The organism is Rubricella aquisinus (assembly GCF_014199445.1).
Taxonomy (GTDB): domain Bacteria; phylum Pseudomonadota; class Alphaproteobacteria; order Rhodobacterales; family Rhodobacteraceae; genus Rubricella; species Rubricella aquisinus.
In genome coordinates, this window is sequence record NZ_JACIJS010000002.1 from 98,316 (window position 1) to 113,332 (window position 15,017).

Here is a 15,017-nt window from a genome sequence, read left to right on the forward strand (position 1 = left end):
CCGTTCTACAAAAGTTCCTGTTTTGTGTCAATAAGTAAGGTTTTGTTCACAATCCTATGATCTGAACGGGCGCACCCGCGGGCTGCGCGGGATCATGGGGCGGGCGCACGATCAGGGCGTTTGCCTCCGACAGAATGGAAAGGAGGGAGCTGTCCTGATTGCTCATCGGGCTTACTGTCGTGCCCGTGAGGCGCGCGCGCATGTAATGCTCTCGCGGTCCATTGGCTGGCAGTGCCGCGCCGAGTTTCGCTGTCTGCCTGTCGCGTGGGGCGAAAGGTAGGCCGAGGCTGGCATGGATCAGGGGGATCAAAAACAACTCCGCGCAGATCATCGCGGATACAGGGTTTCCCGGCAGGCCCAGCATGGGTGTGTTGTTCAGGCGCCCGGCCATGAGCGGTTTTCCGGGGCGCATCGCGATCTTGTAGAAATCGAGGGTCAGTCCGATCTCCTTGCCCGAGGAGGCGACAAGGTCATGATCCCCGACCGACGCGCCGCCAATGGTCACGACCATATCGCAATCCTGCGCCAGCTTAAGCGCGGCGATGGTGCTGTCGCGCGTATCGCGCGCAATAGGCAGGATACGCGGAACGGCCCCTGCGGCCTCAATGAGGGCGGCAAGGGCGAGGCTGTTTGAACTGACGATTTGGTCCGGCCCGGGCGTCTCTCCCGGCATCACCAACTCGTCGCCGGTTGCGATCAGCCCGATCACCGGACGGCGGGCAACGGTCACGTGCGCCACATTCATCGCCCCCAAAAGCCCGATCAGCCGAGGGGTGATCACGCGCGGCGCGGTCAGGATGCTGCCAATGTCGAAATCGATCCCTTTGCGCCGGATATGCGGCCCCTGATCGAGGCTGTCGCGCAGCGTGATCTGATCCCCGTCGCGGTCCACATCCTCTTGCAACACAATCCGGTCAGTGCCTTCGGGCACGGGTGCACCGGTGAAGATGCGCACGGCCTCCCCAGCGCCGACCCGGCCCGCAAATCGCGATCCGGCTTGCGATTCTCCGATCACTTTGGCGGTCGCCCCCGGGCGTGCGTCGGCACTGCGCATCGCGTAGCCATCCATGGCAGACCCGTCAAAGGGTGGCTGCGCGCGCTGCGCCGTCACATCCGCGGCCAAAACCCGACCATGGGCCGCCCGCAGCGGCACCGTTTCATGCTCCATACACGGGATGAGAGCCTCAAGATGGGTGAAGGCTTCGGCAACAGAAATCATCATTCCGCCTCGTAACGGCCTGATTTTCCGCCTTCTTTGAGCGCCAGACGGATGTCCGTGATGCGCATCGCCTTATCCACCGCCTTGACCATGTCATAGATGGTGAGGGCGGCGATGTTCACGGCTGTGAGCGCCTCCATCTCCACCCCGGTTTGGCCTGTGGTGCGCACTTCAGCCTCGATCAGTACGGAGTTGGTGGCCGTATCTGGCGTCAGATCAACACGCACCTTGCTGATTGGCAAGGGGTGGCACAGTGGGATCAAATCCGCCGTGCGTTTCGCGCCCATGATCCCGGCAAGCCGCGCGACGGCGAGCACGTCGCCCTTTTTCGCGCGTCCTTCGGTGATCAGGGCGAGGGTTTCGGGCGCCATTTCCACCCGCCCACGCGCGATTGCGGTGCGGGCGGTGATCTCTTTTTCGGAGACATCCACCATATGCGCAGCCCCGGTCGCATCGAAATGCGTCAGCCCGCTCATGCAGGCACCGGATTGGCGAGCAGATCGCGCGTGGCCTGTGCCACGTCCTCCTGCCGCATCAGGCTTTCCCCGATCAGGAAAGTGCGCGCGCCGACAGCCGCGACCCGCGCAAGATCGGCAGGTGTGAAGAGGCCGGATTCGGACACAAGCAACCGGTCTGAGGGGACACGCGCCGATAGCTCCTCCGTCGTCTCCAATCGTGTCTCAAAGGTGCGCAGATTGCGGTTGTTGATGCCAAGGAGCGGCGACTTGAGCGCCAAGGCGCGGTCCAGTTCATCGCCATCATGCACCTCGATCAACGCGTCCATGCCCCAATGAAATGCTGCGTCTTCGAGCTCCTGCGCCTGCGCGTCGGACACGCTGGCCATGATGATCAGAATGCAATCGGCCCCAAGCGCGCGGGCCTCTGCCACTTGCCAGGTGTCATAGAGGAAATCCTTGCGCAGAACGGGGAGGGTGGTCGCCGCGCGCGCCGCAACGAGGTAATCCTCATGCCCTTGGAAGCTGGGCGCATCTGTCAAAACGCTCAGGCAGGTCGCGCCACCGTCCTGATAGGCGCGGGCGAAGGCGGGCGGGTCGAAATCGGCGCGGATCAGGCCCTTGGATGGGCTGGCCTTTTTTACCTCCGCGATGAGCGCGTAGCGGCCTGCGGCGACCGTGTCTTGCAAGGCTCGACCAAAGGGGCGCACCGGGCTTGCGGAGCGCGCCGCGTCCTCCACATCGGCGAGAGGGCGGGCGGCCTTTCGCGCGGCGACCTCCTCCAGTTTATAGGCCTTGATCCGGTCAAGAACGTCGCTCATGTCGCGGCCTCCGAAGTGAGTTTGGCAAGGGCTGCGATCTTGGATCTCGCCGCACCTGAATCAATGCTTTCTTTTGCAAAATCAACGCCTTCGGGCAGGGTTTTCACATGATCCGCCACGACCAACGCCGCCGCTGCGTTCAGCAAAACCGCATCGCGGTAGGCCCCGGGCGCACCGTCCAGCAGCGCGCGGAAGGCCACGCCATTCTCCTTTGGCGTGCCACCGAGGATGGCCTCAAACGGGTGCACCGGCAGGCCAGCCGCCTCCGGGTGCAACTCAAATTCCGTCACCTCCCCATCGGCCAGGGCCGCAACATATGACAGGCCCGCGATGGACAATTCATCCGTGCCGTCGCCGCCATGGACAAGCCACGCCTTTTCAGACCCGAGGGCAAGGAGCGTCTCCGCCATCGGTCGGATCATGTCCTTGGAAAATGCGCCGGTCAGTTGCCGTTTGACGCCTGCAGGGTTCGTCAGCGGCCCGAGGATGTTGAAGATCGTGCGGGTCGCGAGTTCCTGCCGCGCGGGCATCACATGCCGGATCGCGGGATGGTGCATCGGGGCCATCATGAAGGCGATGCCAACCTCAGAAAGCGCGCGCTCCACCACAGCCGGGCCGACCATGACGTTGATCCCCATCTCTCCCAACGCGTCCGCCGCGCCGGATTTCGAGGACAGGTTGCGATTGCCATGTTTTGCTACCGGCACACCCGCGCCCGCCACGACGAATGCGGTCGCGGTGGAGATATTGAGCGTGCCTTTCCCGTCGCCACCCGTGCCGACGATGTCCATCGCCCCGGCGGGTGCCGTGACGGCAGCACATTTGGCGCGCATGACGGCAGCCGCAGCAGCATATTCATCGACCGTTTCGCCCCGGGTGCGCAGGGTCATCAGGAAGCCACCGATCTGGTGCGCGGTCGCTTCGCCCTCCATCAGGATGGCAAAGGCGCTTTCGGCCTCTTCCCGCGTCAGGGGGCGGTCCGCTGCGGCGGCAATGAGGGGTTTGAGTGCCTCAGACATCGGCCAGCTCCGTCTCTTTCAGAAAGCGGCGCAGCATGGCGTGGCCATGCTCGGACGCGATGGATTCAGGATGGAATTGCACACCATGGATCGGCAATTCCTTGTGAGACAGGCCCATGATCGTGCCATCCGCGACCGTTGCGGTCACCTCAAGGCAATCTGGCACGCTGTCTGGTGCGATGGTCAGGGAATGATACCGCGTCGCGCGCAGGGGGGAGGGCAGGCCCTCGAACACGCCGCGCCCTTCGTGGTGAATATCGTCCACCTTGCCATGCATAATCGCGGGCGCGCGCACGACCGCGCCGCCGAACACCTGACCGATGGTCTGATGCCCAAGGCAGACACCCATCAGCGGCACCCGCGCCTCTGCCGCCGCCTTGGTGATGTCAAGGCAGATGCCCGCCTGATCGGGATCGCATGGGCCGGGGGAAAGCAGGATCGCCTCGGGCCGCATTGCCATCGCTTCCGCTGCGGTCAGCGCGTCGTTCCGCTTGACCACCACATCCGCGCCCAATTCGCCAAGGTAATGCACAAGATTGTAGGTGAAGCTGTCATAATTATCGATCAGCAGCAGCATGTCCGATCCCTTCGGCGTCAAAAAATGGGCGAAATCGGCACCTTGGAAAGAAAAATGTGTCGCGCGCCTCAGTCCGGGGTATAAATGAGCGGTCCTGCGGTCCATGGTCAAGGGGGCTGCGCGCCAAAACGCGCAAGCTCGCCCGGTTAATCGGGTTATTCGCAGGCAAGAGAACGAAGAAGCGGGGCATCGGGGGGCGTATGGCGTTTATCAAAGGGTTTCTTACCGGAAGTGTGGTGAGCATCGCGGGTCTGTCCGCGCTGGCCATTTTGCAACCTATCCAAATTCAGACAGCAGCGCCGGAGCCTGTGGTCAGTGCCGCCCCGGCGACACCGGCGCCGCAGCGGGATGCGTCGATCGGGAGCCAGACGACAGCCGCGCAGCCCGTGATCAGCACACCCGCCGCCCCCTCCGCCGCACCAGCTGTTGATCCCAATATCGCGCGTGATACCGGCGTGTTGTCCCCCGTCGAGCAGATCACGGAGACGCCGCCCGCACCCGCGCCGACCCGCCGCATGGCAGAAGCCGTGGCCCCCCTGCCGGAACAGCCCACCGGCCCGCGCCCGGCGGAGCAGGTGACGACACAGGCAGGCATTTCCGGAACCGCCAATCCTGAGCGCGTGCGCGTCGGTGGTGGCGCGACCCAAGGATTGGGCGCGCCCGCCGCGCAATTGCCCGATGAGACCCAGCAGGCCACCGCCAGCCTACCGCGCACCGACGGCAGCGGCACGATCCTGCGACCGAGCGCGCCGCAGCGCACCTCCGTGTCATCCTCCCTCGCGCCGCCATCGGCCCCGGCAAGCCCGGCGCCCGCGCGTGCCCCGCAGCCCCGCACATTGGAGACCACAGGCAATTCCTTCCTGCCTGAGCGGACACCCGTTGCCGAAGGACAGGCCCCACGGGAGCTTTATGCCGCGAATTTCGCAGATACCGGCGCGCGACCGCTTTTGTCGATGCTGCTCGTTGATGCGGGCGAAGATGGTCTTGCCACATCTGCCCTCGCCGGGTTCCAGTTTCCGGTGACGTTCGCCGTGCCCGTCGATCTGCCGGACGCGGAGGAGCGCGCGCGCGCCTACCGCGCTGCCGGGTTTGAGGTGATGGCAATGGTCCCCCGCGATGAGCGTGGGGATCTTTCCGGCTTGTCCGCCGTAGAGATTGAGGCGCGGCTCTTGGCTTTCCTTGAGGCGGTTCCTGAAGCGATTGGCATTCTGGACCGCGAGGGCGGTGACATTCCGCGTGACAACGGTGTGACTCGTGCCGCACTCGCGACGGTGGCGGCGACTGGGCATATCCTCGTCACACGGCGCGAAACCGGCTTTAACTCCGTCGATGCGCTGGCAGATGTGGATGGCATTCCGACTGCCACGGTGACGATTGTGCTGCCAAGCGGCGCTGGTGGTGACGTGATCCGGTCTGAGCTGAACCGCGCATCGGTGAATGCCCGCAGTGTGGGCGGGCTGGTTGTGCTGGGGCGTACGGATCGGGAGACGATCACGTCTCTCTTTACCTGGGTTCTTGGGGCTGGCACGCGGACGGTGGACCTTGCGCCGGTGACGGCACTGGTCAAACGCCTGGATGACGCGGGCGAGCTTTAACGCCTCACCTTACCGGTTGGACCGATCGCCGATCCGGTGCGCGTCCTCGGCGGCGCGCATCAGGGCGCGCGCCTTGTTGACGGTTTCCTGATATTCCGCTTCCGGGTCGCTGTCATAGACGACACCGCCCCCGGCCTGCACATAGAGCGTCTCATCCTTCAGCACCGCCGTGCGCAGCGCGATGCAGATATCCATGTCGCCATTGGCGGAGAAATAGCCAACACCGCCCCCATAGACGCCGCGCTTTTCGACTTCCAACTCGTCGATGATCTCCATCGCGCGGACCTTGGGCGCGCCGGACACGGTCCCTGCGGGCAGGCCCGCGAGTAGGGCTGCAAGCGCGTCATAATCCTCATGCAGCACGCCTTCGACATTGGAGACGATATGCATCACATGGCTGTAGCGTTCGATGATGAATTGATCGGTCGGGGTCACCGTGCCGACCTTTGCCACCCGGCCCACATCATTGCGCCCCAGATCAAGCAGCATGAGGTGTTCAGCAAGTTCCTTTTGATCGGACAGGAGGTCTTTCTCCAATGCCTGATCTTCCGCCTCATCTTTGCCGCGCGGGCGGGTGCCGGCGATCGGGCGGATCGTAACCTTTTTCTCCTTCACCTGAACGAGAATCTCCGGGCTGGCGCCGATGATCTGAAACCCACCCAGATTGACGAAAAACATATAGGGAGACGGGTTCGTGCGCCGCAAGGAGCGGTAGAGTGTGAAGGGCGGCAGCTTGAACGGCAGGCGCCAGCGTTGGGAAGGCACGACCTGAAAAATGTCGCCCTTGACGATGTAATCCTTCGCGCGGGCCACGATGTCGAAATACTGCTCTTTCGTGGTGTTGGACACCGGCGTGGGCGTGTCCCCGGCCTCTGCCAAATCGCGCTGTTCGGTCACGGCGACACGGTCAAGGTCCGCGACCGCATCCATCACCCGCTCCCCGGCTTGGGCGTAGGCCGCGCGCGCCGATTGCCCGTCTGCCGCCCACACGGGGCTGACGATGGTAACTTCGCCTTTGACCGCATCAACGATGGCGGTGATCGTCGGGCGCATCAGCACCGCGTCGGGCAGGCCAAGGGGATCGGGGTTCACATTCGGCAGATGCTCGACATGGCGGATCATGTCATAGCCAAGATATCCAAACAGCCCTGCAGCCATGCCCGGTAGGTCCGGTGGCAGGTCAATTTTCGACTCGTCCAAAAGCGCGCGCAGGCTATCGAGCGGCGGGCGGCTATCCGCCTCAAACGCGTCATCATCAAACCGCGCCGCGCGGTTCAATTCCGCCTGCGCGCCCCGGCAGCGCCAAATGAGATCAGGTTTCATCCCGACCCCGGAATAGCGCCCGCGATGCTCCCCCCCGGTGACGGATTCGAGCATGAAGCTGTTTTTGCGCGCCTGTGCGAGCTTGAGCATGATCGACACTGGCGTGTCGAGATCGGCGATCAGGCGCGTATAGACGACCTGATTGCGCCCCTCGGCATAGCCTTTGGCGAAGGTGTCGAAATCGGGGAAAAGCTGCATCCGGGCCTCACGGGATCTGGGACAGAACCTGATCAATGATCTGGGTGTTGATCCGCAGGCCACGCTCGGTCGAGCGGGCATTGGTGAAATAAGCGATCACGTCCTGCTGCGCGCCTGTGGCGGACTGGAAGGTCACGAAATCGACAAGCCCGCGCCCGGTATCGCTCGCCGGATCGAAGGTATCAATCTCCGTCAGTTGGAAGATGACAGCGCCCTGCGCATCCTCCACCAAGGCCACATCGCCCTCATCCATGGTGAAGATCAACGGCACAAGGCCCGCGGGGATGCCGTCAGGCCGCGCATCGCGGCGGATCGGCTCGACGCTTTGAACATCGGTGCCGAATTGCGCGGCGATAGCGGACAGGTCCGGGCCGTCGACCGTCAGGCCGCTGATCAGGCGCGCGGCGGCATTGCGCGCCTCGGCAACGGCTTGCGCTTCGGTCCATGCGGCAGTGACAGCGTCACGAATGTCATTGAGCGGGGGCAGGGCCGGTTCGGCCACACTTTCGACCCGCAGCGCAAACACCGCGCCGGTCTCTGTTTGAATGGGATCGCGATCCATGCCGAGCGGGGCGGTGAAGGCTTCACCAAGGAAAGCGGGCGCACCAATGATCGTGTCCGCTGGCGTGTTGCGGTTCACCTCTGCCGTTTGCAGGGTAAAGGCGGTTTCGGCTGCGACTTCCTCAAGGGTTGCACCGCCGAGGATCAATTCCTCCGCCCGGATTGTCTCATTGATGACGATCCCGTCAGCCTCAAACAGGGCCAATTCCGTGCGCAGGTCATCGCGGGCCTGCTCGAATGTGATTTCCTGTGCTGACAGGATCGCGTTGATGCGGAACAGGGCGGGGCCGATATCCGTGGTCACGGGGCCAACGATGCCGGTGCTGTCCCGGCCGAACAGGGCCTCTCCCGCTGCACCGCCGATGGCGCCGCGCGTGACCGATCCAAGGGAGAAATCAGCCGCCGTCAGGCCACGGGCCGAGGCGATCTCACCAATGGATGTTTGCCCTTCGGCAAGGGCCGTGGCCGCCGCTTCAGCATCCGCCATGGTCGGGAAGGCGATCCGGTCCACGATCCGGCGCTCCTCACGGGTGAAGCGGTCAATGTTGCGATCATATTCTTCGCGCAGCGCCGCTTCGGGAATGTCGATGGTTTCGGCAAGCACGGTCGGGTCCAACAGCGCATAGGTCACGCTGCGCGTCTCCGGTGTGACAAAGGCGTCGCGATTGTCGGCGATGAAAGCTTCAAGCTGCGCATCGCTCGGGCTGCCGACCCGATCGGTAAACGCGCTGCCCGGCACGCGCACCCAGTCAAACGCGCGCCCTTCGCCCTGAAAGCTGAGGATTTCGCGCGCTGCACCGCGCGGCAACGTAACAGAGCTGGTCATCGCAAGCGCGATCAGGTCGCGCGTGGTGCCGCGGCGCAATTGCTCATCATATTCTGCAGCACTGATCCCCGAAGTCTCAATCGCAAGACGGTAAAGGTCCGCGTCAAAATTGCCGGAGATATCCTGAAACGCCGGTTCGCGGATCAACGCATCGCGCACCACCTCATCGGATGTGTCTATGCCGAGCGTGCGAGCCTCCCCCAGAAGGGCGGCGTTGCGGATCAACTCGCCAAGGATCGCGTCATCAAGCCCGATTTCACGCGCTTGCGTGGTGGTGATCGGCGTGCCGATCTGCTGGCTGATGCCGCGCAGGCGGGTTTGAAACGCGTTCGCGAATTCGTCGACGGTGACTTCCTCTTCACCGACTTCCGCGACGGAGGTCACAACCCCGCCTGAAAGCACGCTGGTAAAGCCAAATCCGGCAAGCCCCACAATCAAAAGGCCCATGATGATCCAGCCGAAAACCGAACCGCGGGACGCACGAATGGATGACAGCATGAAAAGCCTCTCAGGATCGTCGGAAAACCTGCGCAGAGTGTTACGGGAAGCCTATTCCAAGCGCAAGGCGATCACGGGCGGAACCGCGCGAGCCGCCGCCCCAATTCCGCGATGCCGTCCATATCGGCATTGGCAAAGGCGATCCGCAATTGCCGCTCTGCCGCGCCATCGCCCCCATCGGCGACCGTTGGGCCAAACATCGTGCCGGGCAGGGTGAGGATGGATTGATCCCGCATCATGGCCTGCGCCACCTGATCGGAGGGCAGATCAAAAGGATGCGTGACATAGGCGAAATACGCGCCGGAGCCTACGACATCCCATCCCTCCAGCCCGTCAAACATTGCGCGCACAGCGGCGTGCCTGCGGTGAATTTTGTCCCGCTCCGCCGCGACCCATGACCCGAGATGGCGCAAGCCGTAAAGCGCCGCGCGCTGCCCGATCTGATTGGCGCAGACGGTGACGGTATCCAGCACCTTCTCCACTTGGGAAATCATCTGGGGCGACGTGACCAGCGCCCCCACCCGATGCCCCGTCAGACGAAACACCTTGGAAAAGGAATAGAGGTGGATCAGCGTCTCATCCCAATCAGGGTCCGCAAAAAGGCTATGCGGTGCGCCGCTTTGCACGTGAAAATCGCGGTAGGTCTCATCGACGATCAGCGCGATGCCATGGGCGCGCGCCTTGTCCCGGAATGCCTGCATCAGCGCATCGGGATATGCGACGCCCGTGGGATTGTTCGGCGTGATCAGGATCAGCGCCTTCACACGATCATCCATCAGCGCGTCAAGCTGGTCTGGGTCCGGCATCATCTGCGCGTCCGGCGTCAAAAGCCGCGTTTCGATCCCTGCCATATCGAGCCACATCTTGTGATTGAAATACCATGGTGTCGCCAGCACCACCGCGTCACCCGCCTGCGCAAGGGTTTGAATGACCGTGCAAAACGCCTGATTGCAGCCTGATGTGATTGCGACGTTTTCCGCCCCGATCACCCCGCCATACTCCGCCGCCCATTTGCGGGCCAACTCGTCCCGCAAATCCGGCAGGCCCAGCACGGGGCCATAGATATGGGCGGCATCCTCGTTCAGCATCACCGCCGCCATCGCGCGGCGCAAATCGGGATGGGGCGGGTCCACCGGGGCCGCTTGGCTGAGGTTCAGAAGCGGGCGATCAGCGGGGATAACCGCCTCCGCCAGCCAGCGCCGTGCCTCCATCACCGGGGGGCTGAACGTGGCGGCAAGATGCGGGTTGAGGGGCAGGGTCATGGGCGGTAGTCCTTTTCGCTCTGCGCGATACCATAACGCCGACCCCCGCCGGGACAAGGGAGCACTTGACGCGCAGGCATTGGCGCGCGACATGAGCGCCATGGCACAACCACCTCTTTTGACCCTTTCCGAGATTGCGCTGACCTTTGGCGGCAATCCCATCTTCTCCGGCACCTCCTTTGCGGTGCATCCGGGCGACCGGCTTTGTCTTGTGGGGCGCAATGGCTCCGGCAAGTCGACGCTGATGAAAATCGCAGCGGGCCTTGTCGACCCGGATGAGGGGGAGCGATTCCTGCGCCCCGGCAACACGGTCGCCTACATGGAGCAAGACCCGGATTTCGCGGGCTTTGCGACATTGGGCGATTTTGCGTCCGCGGGGCTTGATCCGGCGGAGCAGTATAAGGTCGATATGGTGATGGAGGGGCTGAAGCTGGCCGCCGATGCTGACCCCGCGTTGGCCTCTGGCGGGGAGCGGCGGCGCGCGGCGCTGGCGCGGCTCTTGGCGTCGGAGCCGGACCTCATGCTGCTCGACGAGCCGACGAACCACCTTGATATCGAGGCGATTGCGTGGCTGGAGGATCATCTGAAACAAACGAAGGCCGCGTTTGTCCTGATCTCCCACGACCGGGCGTTTTTGCGTGCGCTGGCGCGGTCTGTCCTGTGGCTGGATCGCTCTGTCATGCGGCGGATGGACAAGGGGTTTGAGAATTTCGAGGAATGGCGCGATCAGGTTTGGGAAGAGGAGGACATGCAGCGCCACAAACTCAACCGCCTGATCAAGGATGAGGCGCGTTGGGCGGTCGAGGGCATTTCGGCCCGGCGCAAGCGCAATCAGGGCCGGGTGCGGCGGTTGCAAGGCCTGCGGGAGGAACGCTCCGCGCAGATCCGGCGGCAGGGCACGGCGGCGCTGGACTTTGAGGGCGGGCCGAAATCGGGCAAATTGGTCGTTGAGGCCAAAGGCATTTCAAAGGCTTACGGCGATAAGGTGATCCTGCGGGACTTCTCCCTCCGCGTGGCGCGGGGCGACCGGCTGGCGCTGGTGGGGCCGAACGGGGCGGGCAAGACGACGCTCCTGAAACTGCTGCTCGGGCAGGAGGACAGCGACACCGGCACCATCCGGCTTGGCACGAACCTCATGCCGGTGGTGTTTGACCAGACACGCTCGGCACTCGATCCGGCGAAATCCCTGTGGGAGACGTTGACGGGGGATGCGGAGCTTGGCGTCTCGGGCCGCAACGATCAGATCATGGTGCGTGGTGCGCCCCGGCATGTGGTGGGCTATCTCAAGGATTTCCTGTTCACGGACGCGCAGGCCCGTGGCCCGGTCGGGGCCTTGAGCGGGGGGGAGAAAGCGCGGCTGTTGCTCGCCCGGCTGATGGCGCGGGAAAGCAACCTGTTGATCCTTGACGAGCCGACCAATGATCTGGATGTGGAAACGCTGGATCTGTTGCAGGAGTTGGTGGGCGACTATGACGGGACGGTGATTTTGGTCAGCCACGACCGCGATTTTCTGGACCGGACGGCGGCGACGACGATCCTGATGCCGGGGGATGGGAGTGCGACGGCCTATGCTGGCGGCTGGTCTGATATGCTCGTGCAGCGCGGGGAGGTAGGCTACGCGCGGGGCGGGCAGAGGGCCCGGGGCAAATCTGGGTCCGCGCCGAAAACAGCCGCCCCGGTGGCCGAGGCGCCCAAGGTGAACCCGGTGAAGGTCAAAGCACTGGAGGACGAAATGGAACGCCTGACGGCGGAGATCGCCAAACTGGAGGCGTTTCTGGCCGACCCTGACCTCTTCGCCAAGGCCCCCGCGAAGTTCGAGAAGGCCACGGCGGGATTACTTGAGCGTCAGGAGCGGTTGACGGAGGTTGAGGAGGAGTGGTTGGAGGTGAATGGGTGATGCAAGATACGCGGATACAAGAAAGTTCCGAATTTAGTCGACATATGATGAACTTCTACGGGAGTTACCACAACCATAAGGAGAATGTTTGCCTTAGTATAATTGGTTTGGAAGGTGCTTTTTTTGTAGGTTTCTATATTCTTGGTAGTTGGCCGCCAGACATTCAAGAGTTGAATGATTTTTATATGATTTCTTTATTCACAGTTACTTGGCTCATTTTTCATATTGGTCTAAGATTTAACCTTCGAAATAAGAGATTAGCAGCTGTAATTACGGCTGCGGCCGGTGATACACTAATGAAAGTTCAACAAGAATCTGTAACATACATCAACCATCCGAGCTCAGGCTATATAGGGAACCTCGTTGATACATTTCTGTTTCCTGTTCCGGGTGCTTTCAGGTTGGAAGATATGGATGTAGAGCGAGTTGTTAGAGCCCAAGTAAAGCCATCTGATAGCGAATTAGATCGTTACAGATATCATCTTGCAAAGCATAAATATCTTTCTCGAAGTCGAATTTCCGCATACGCGCTTCCAAGCGAATATCTTTTATCGACAGGAAGCATCGGAATATTTATAATTGCGATATTTCGTGTTTTGTTGACCTAAACATCCACATCCTCCACAAACTTAGCATTCTCCTGAATATACTGGAAGCGTAATTCCGGCTTCTTGCCCATCAGTTGTTCGACGAGGCTGGCGGTTTCTCCCGGCGATTCGTCATCCAACCGAATGCGGATCAGGGTGCGTTTGGACGGGTCCATCGTGGTTTCTTTCAGGTCTTTGGCGTCCATCTCCCCCAGCCCCTTGAACCGGCTGATGTCGATCTGCCCGCGCCCACCGAGGCCGGCGGCCAGCAGGCGGTCTTTTTCCGCGTCGTCCCGCGCATAGACCGATTTCGCCCCCTGTTTCAGCCGATAAAGCGGTGGTGCTGCCATATAAAGGTGCCCCGCATCCACCATGGGCCGCATCTGCGTGTAGAAAAACGTCATCAAAAGGGCCGCGATATGCGCCCCGTCCACATCCGCGTCGGTCATGATGATGACCTTCTCATAGCGCAGATCATCAAGCCGGAATTTCGTGCCAAGCTGCACGCCAAGGGCTTGGCACAGGTCCGAAATCTCCTGGTTCGTGGTGAGTTTAGACGATGCCGCGCCCATCACATTGAGGATTTTGCCGCGCAGGGGCAGGAGGGCCTGCGTCTTGCGGTCCCGCGCCATTTTTGCGGAGCCACCGGCGCTGTCGCCCTCCACGAGGAAAATCTCCGTCCCGTCGCGGGTGTTGGTGGAGCAATCGACCAGCTTGCCCGGCAGGCGCAGTTTCTTGGTCGCGGATTTGCGGGCGGTTTCCTTTTCCGCGCGGCGGCGCAGGCGTTCCTCAGAGCGCAGGATCAGGAAATCGAGGATCGCGCCCGCGGATTTCGGGTCAGCGGCAAGCCAAGTGTCGAACCTGTCGCGCACCGCCGCTTCGACCAGCTTATGCGCCTCCGTGGTGGCAAGTCGGTCCTTGGTTTGGCCGACGAATTCCGGCTCCCGGATAAAGACGGAGATCATGGCGACCCCGCCCGAGACGAGATCCTCCCGGCTGATCGCGGCGGCCTTTTTGTTGTTGGCAAGCTCGCCATAGGCCCGCACGCCCTTGAGGATCGCAGCCCAGAACCCGGCCTCATGCGTGCCGCCCTCGGGTGTCGGGACGGTGTTGCAATAGCTCGAAAGGGTGCCGTCGCGCATCGGGGTCCAATGGATCGCCCATTCGACGGACCCGACGGTATCGGGGCCGAAGCGTTCGGAAAAGTTGACCTTCCCGGCAAAGGGTTGCTCGGCGTAAGTCATCGTGCCCTCAAGTGTTTCCTTGAGGTAATCGGCCAGACCGCCGGGGAATTTGAACGTGGCCTCGGCGGGTGTCTCATCGCTGATCAGCTCGGCCGCGCATTTCCAGCGGATTTCCACGCCGGAGAAGAGATACGCCTTGGATCGCGCCATTTTATAGAGGCGGGCAGGGCGGAACTTGGCCGATTTCCCGAAAATCTCCGCATCCGGGTGGAAGGTGACGGAGGTGCCGCGCCGGTTCGGGGCCTGACCGGCCTCCTCCAGCGGGCCTTGCGGGATGCCACGGCTGAAGGTCTGACGGTAAAGCTGCCGGTTGCGGGCAACCTCCACGACCAGATCGTCCGAGAGGGCGTTTACGACAGAGATACCCACTCCGTGCAGACCGCCCGAGGTTTGATAGGCCTTGCCCTCGAATTTACCCCCGGCATGGAGCGTGCAGAGGATGACTTCGAGCGTGGATTTGCCGGGGAATTTGGGGTGGGGATCAATCGGAATGCCGCGCCCATTGTCGCGAATGGTGATCGACCCATTGCCATGCACCTCCATCTCGATCCGGGTGGCGTGGCCCGCGACGGCCTCATCCATGGAGTTGTCGATGACCTCCGCCACAAGGTGATGCAGCGCGCGCTCATCAGTGCCGCCGATATACATGCCGGGGCGTTTGCGCACTGGCTCCAACCCTTCGAGCACGACGATGGATGAACTGTCATACGCGTCTGAGGCGGCATCCTCTTTGAACAGGTCATTGGCCATGGGGCGGGCGTTCCTTGATGTTGAGAGTGTGAATTCAGTATAGACCAGATGTTGCGGGTGGCGGCAATCACTGGTGTGGCGCGTGACGGGCAAGAGGGCGTTTTGCTCAATAAAAAGGCATCTTCCCGCTTAGCGGGTGCGTTTAGTTGCCTGCTCATCCTGAGCGGGTCTCACGCCGTGGAAAA

General features: G+C 62.3%; 12 protein-coding genes. 3 read left to right on the forward strand and 9 right to left on the reverse strand.

Annotated elements, in window-relative coordinates; genetic code table 11:
* Nucleotides 1-46: 46 nt before the first annotated feature.
* The 5 genes from FHS89_RS03640 to FHS89_RS03660 are packed head-to-tail and all read right to left on the reverse strand — an operon-like array spanning nt 47 to nt 4,091.
* On the reverse strand, nt 47-1,219 hold the full coding sequence (locus tag FHS89_RS03640) for a molybdopterin molybdotransferase MoeA (RefSeq protein ID WP_184009112.1): 1,173 nt from the start codon (nt 1,217-1,219) through the stop codon (nt 47-49).
* On the reverse strand, nt 1,219-1,695 hold the full coding sequence (gene moaC, locus FHS89_RS03645; protein WP_184008637.1) for a cyclic pyranopterin monophosphate synthase MoaC: 477 nt from the start codon (nt 1,693-1,695) through the stop codon (nt 1,219-1,221). The genes FHS89_RS03640 and moaC overlap by 1 nt, the downstream gene beginning before the upstream one ends.
* Nucleotides 1,692-2,495: an indole-3-glycerol phosphate synthase TrpC gene (trpC, locus tag FHS89_RS03650; protein ID WP_184008639.1), complete on the reverse strand. Its 804-nt coding sequence runs from the start codon at nt 2,493-2,495 to the stop codon at nt 1,692-1,694. Before trpC ends, moaC begins: the two co-directional genes overlap by 4 nt.
* A complete protein-coding gene (trpD, locus tag FHS89_RS03655; protein WP_184008641.1) occupies nt 2,492-3,514 on the reverse strand; it encodes an anthranilate phosphoribosyltransferase in 1,023 nt (340 codons plus the stop codon). Before trpD ends, trpC begins: the two co-directional genes overlap by 4 nt.
* Nucleotides 3,507-4,091: an anthranilate synthase component II gene (locus tag FHS89_RS03660; RefSeq protein ID WP_184008643.1), complete on the reverse strand. Its 585-nt coding sequence runs from the start codon at nt 4,089-4,091 to the stop codon at nt 3,507-3,509. The genes trpD and FHS89_RS03660 overlap by 8 nt, the downstream gene beginning before the upstream one ends.
* A 200-nt stretch (nt 4,092-4,291) precedes the next feature.
* On the opposite strand from FHS89_RS03660, the gene FHS89_RS03665 reads away from it, so the two are divergent.
* On the forward strand, nt 4,292-5,686 hold the full coding sequence (locus FHS89_RS03665; protein WP_184008645.1) for a divergent polysaccharide deacetylase family protein: 1,395 nt from the start codon (nt 4,292-4,294) through the stop codon (nt 5,684-5,686).
* A 9-nt stretch (nt 5,687-5,695) separates the two neighbouring features.
* On the opposite strand, the gene trpE is transcribed toward FHS89_RS03665, so the two are convergent.
* The 3 genes from trpE to FHS89_RS03680 form a co-directional block, all read right to left on the reverse strand.
* Entirely contained in the window at nt 5,696-7,207 is a 1,512-nt protein-coding gene (trpE, locus tag FHS89_RS03670; protein ID WP_184008647.1) for an anthranilate synthase component I, read from the reverse strand.
* Nucleotides 7,208-7,214: 7 nt separating this feature from the next.
* A complete protein-coding gene (locus FHS89_RS03675; protein ID WP_184008649.1) occupies nt 7,215-9,092 on the reverse strand; it encodes a peptidylprolyl isomerase in 1,878 nt (625 codons plus the stop codon).
* 71 nt (nt 9,093-9,163) lie between these two features.
* Nucleotides 9,164-10,354 (reverse strand): aminotransferase, encoded by a 1,191-nt coding sequence (locus FHS89_RS03680; RefSeq protein WP_184008651.1) that lies wholly within the window; start codon nt 10,352-10,354, stop codon nt 9,164-9,166.
* 100 nt (nt 10,355-10,454) lie between these two features.
* Between FHS89_RS03680 and FHS89_RS03685 the strand changes: the two genes are divergently transcribed.
* Nucleotides 10,455-12,251: an ABC-F family ATP-binding cassette domain-containing protein gene (locus tag FHS89_RS03685; protein WP_184008653.1), complete on the forward strand. Its 1,797-nt coding sequence runs from the start codon at nt 10,455-10,457 to the stop codon at nt 12,249-12,251.
* Nucleotides 12,251-12,859, forward strand: a complete 609-nt coding sequence (locus FHS89_RS03690) for a hypothetical protein (RefSeq protein WP_184008655.1) — start codon at nt 12,251-12,253, stop codon at nt 12,857-12,859. Before FHS89_RS03685 ends, FHS89_RS03690 begins: the two co-directional genes overlap by 1 nt.
* On the opposite strand, the gene parE is transcribed toward FHS89_RS03690, so the two are convergent.
* Nucleotides 12,856-14,832 carry a DNA topoisomerase IV subunit B gene (gene parE / locus FHS89_RS03695; protein ID WP_184008657.1) on the reverse strand — a complete coding sequence of 659 codons (1,977 nt, stop codon included), beginning with the start codon at nt 14,830-14,832 and terminating at the stop codon, nt 12,856-12,858. The two genes, FHS89_RS03690 and parE, sit on opposite strands and share 4 nt — an antisense overlap.
* Between the last annotated feature and the right edge of the window lie 185 nt (nt 14,833-15,017).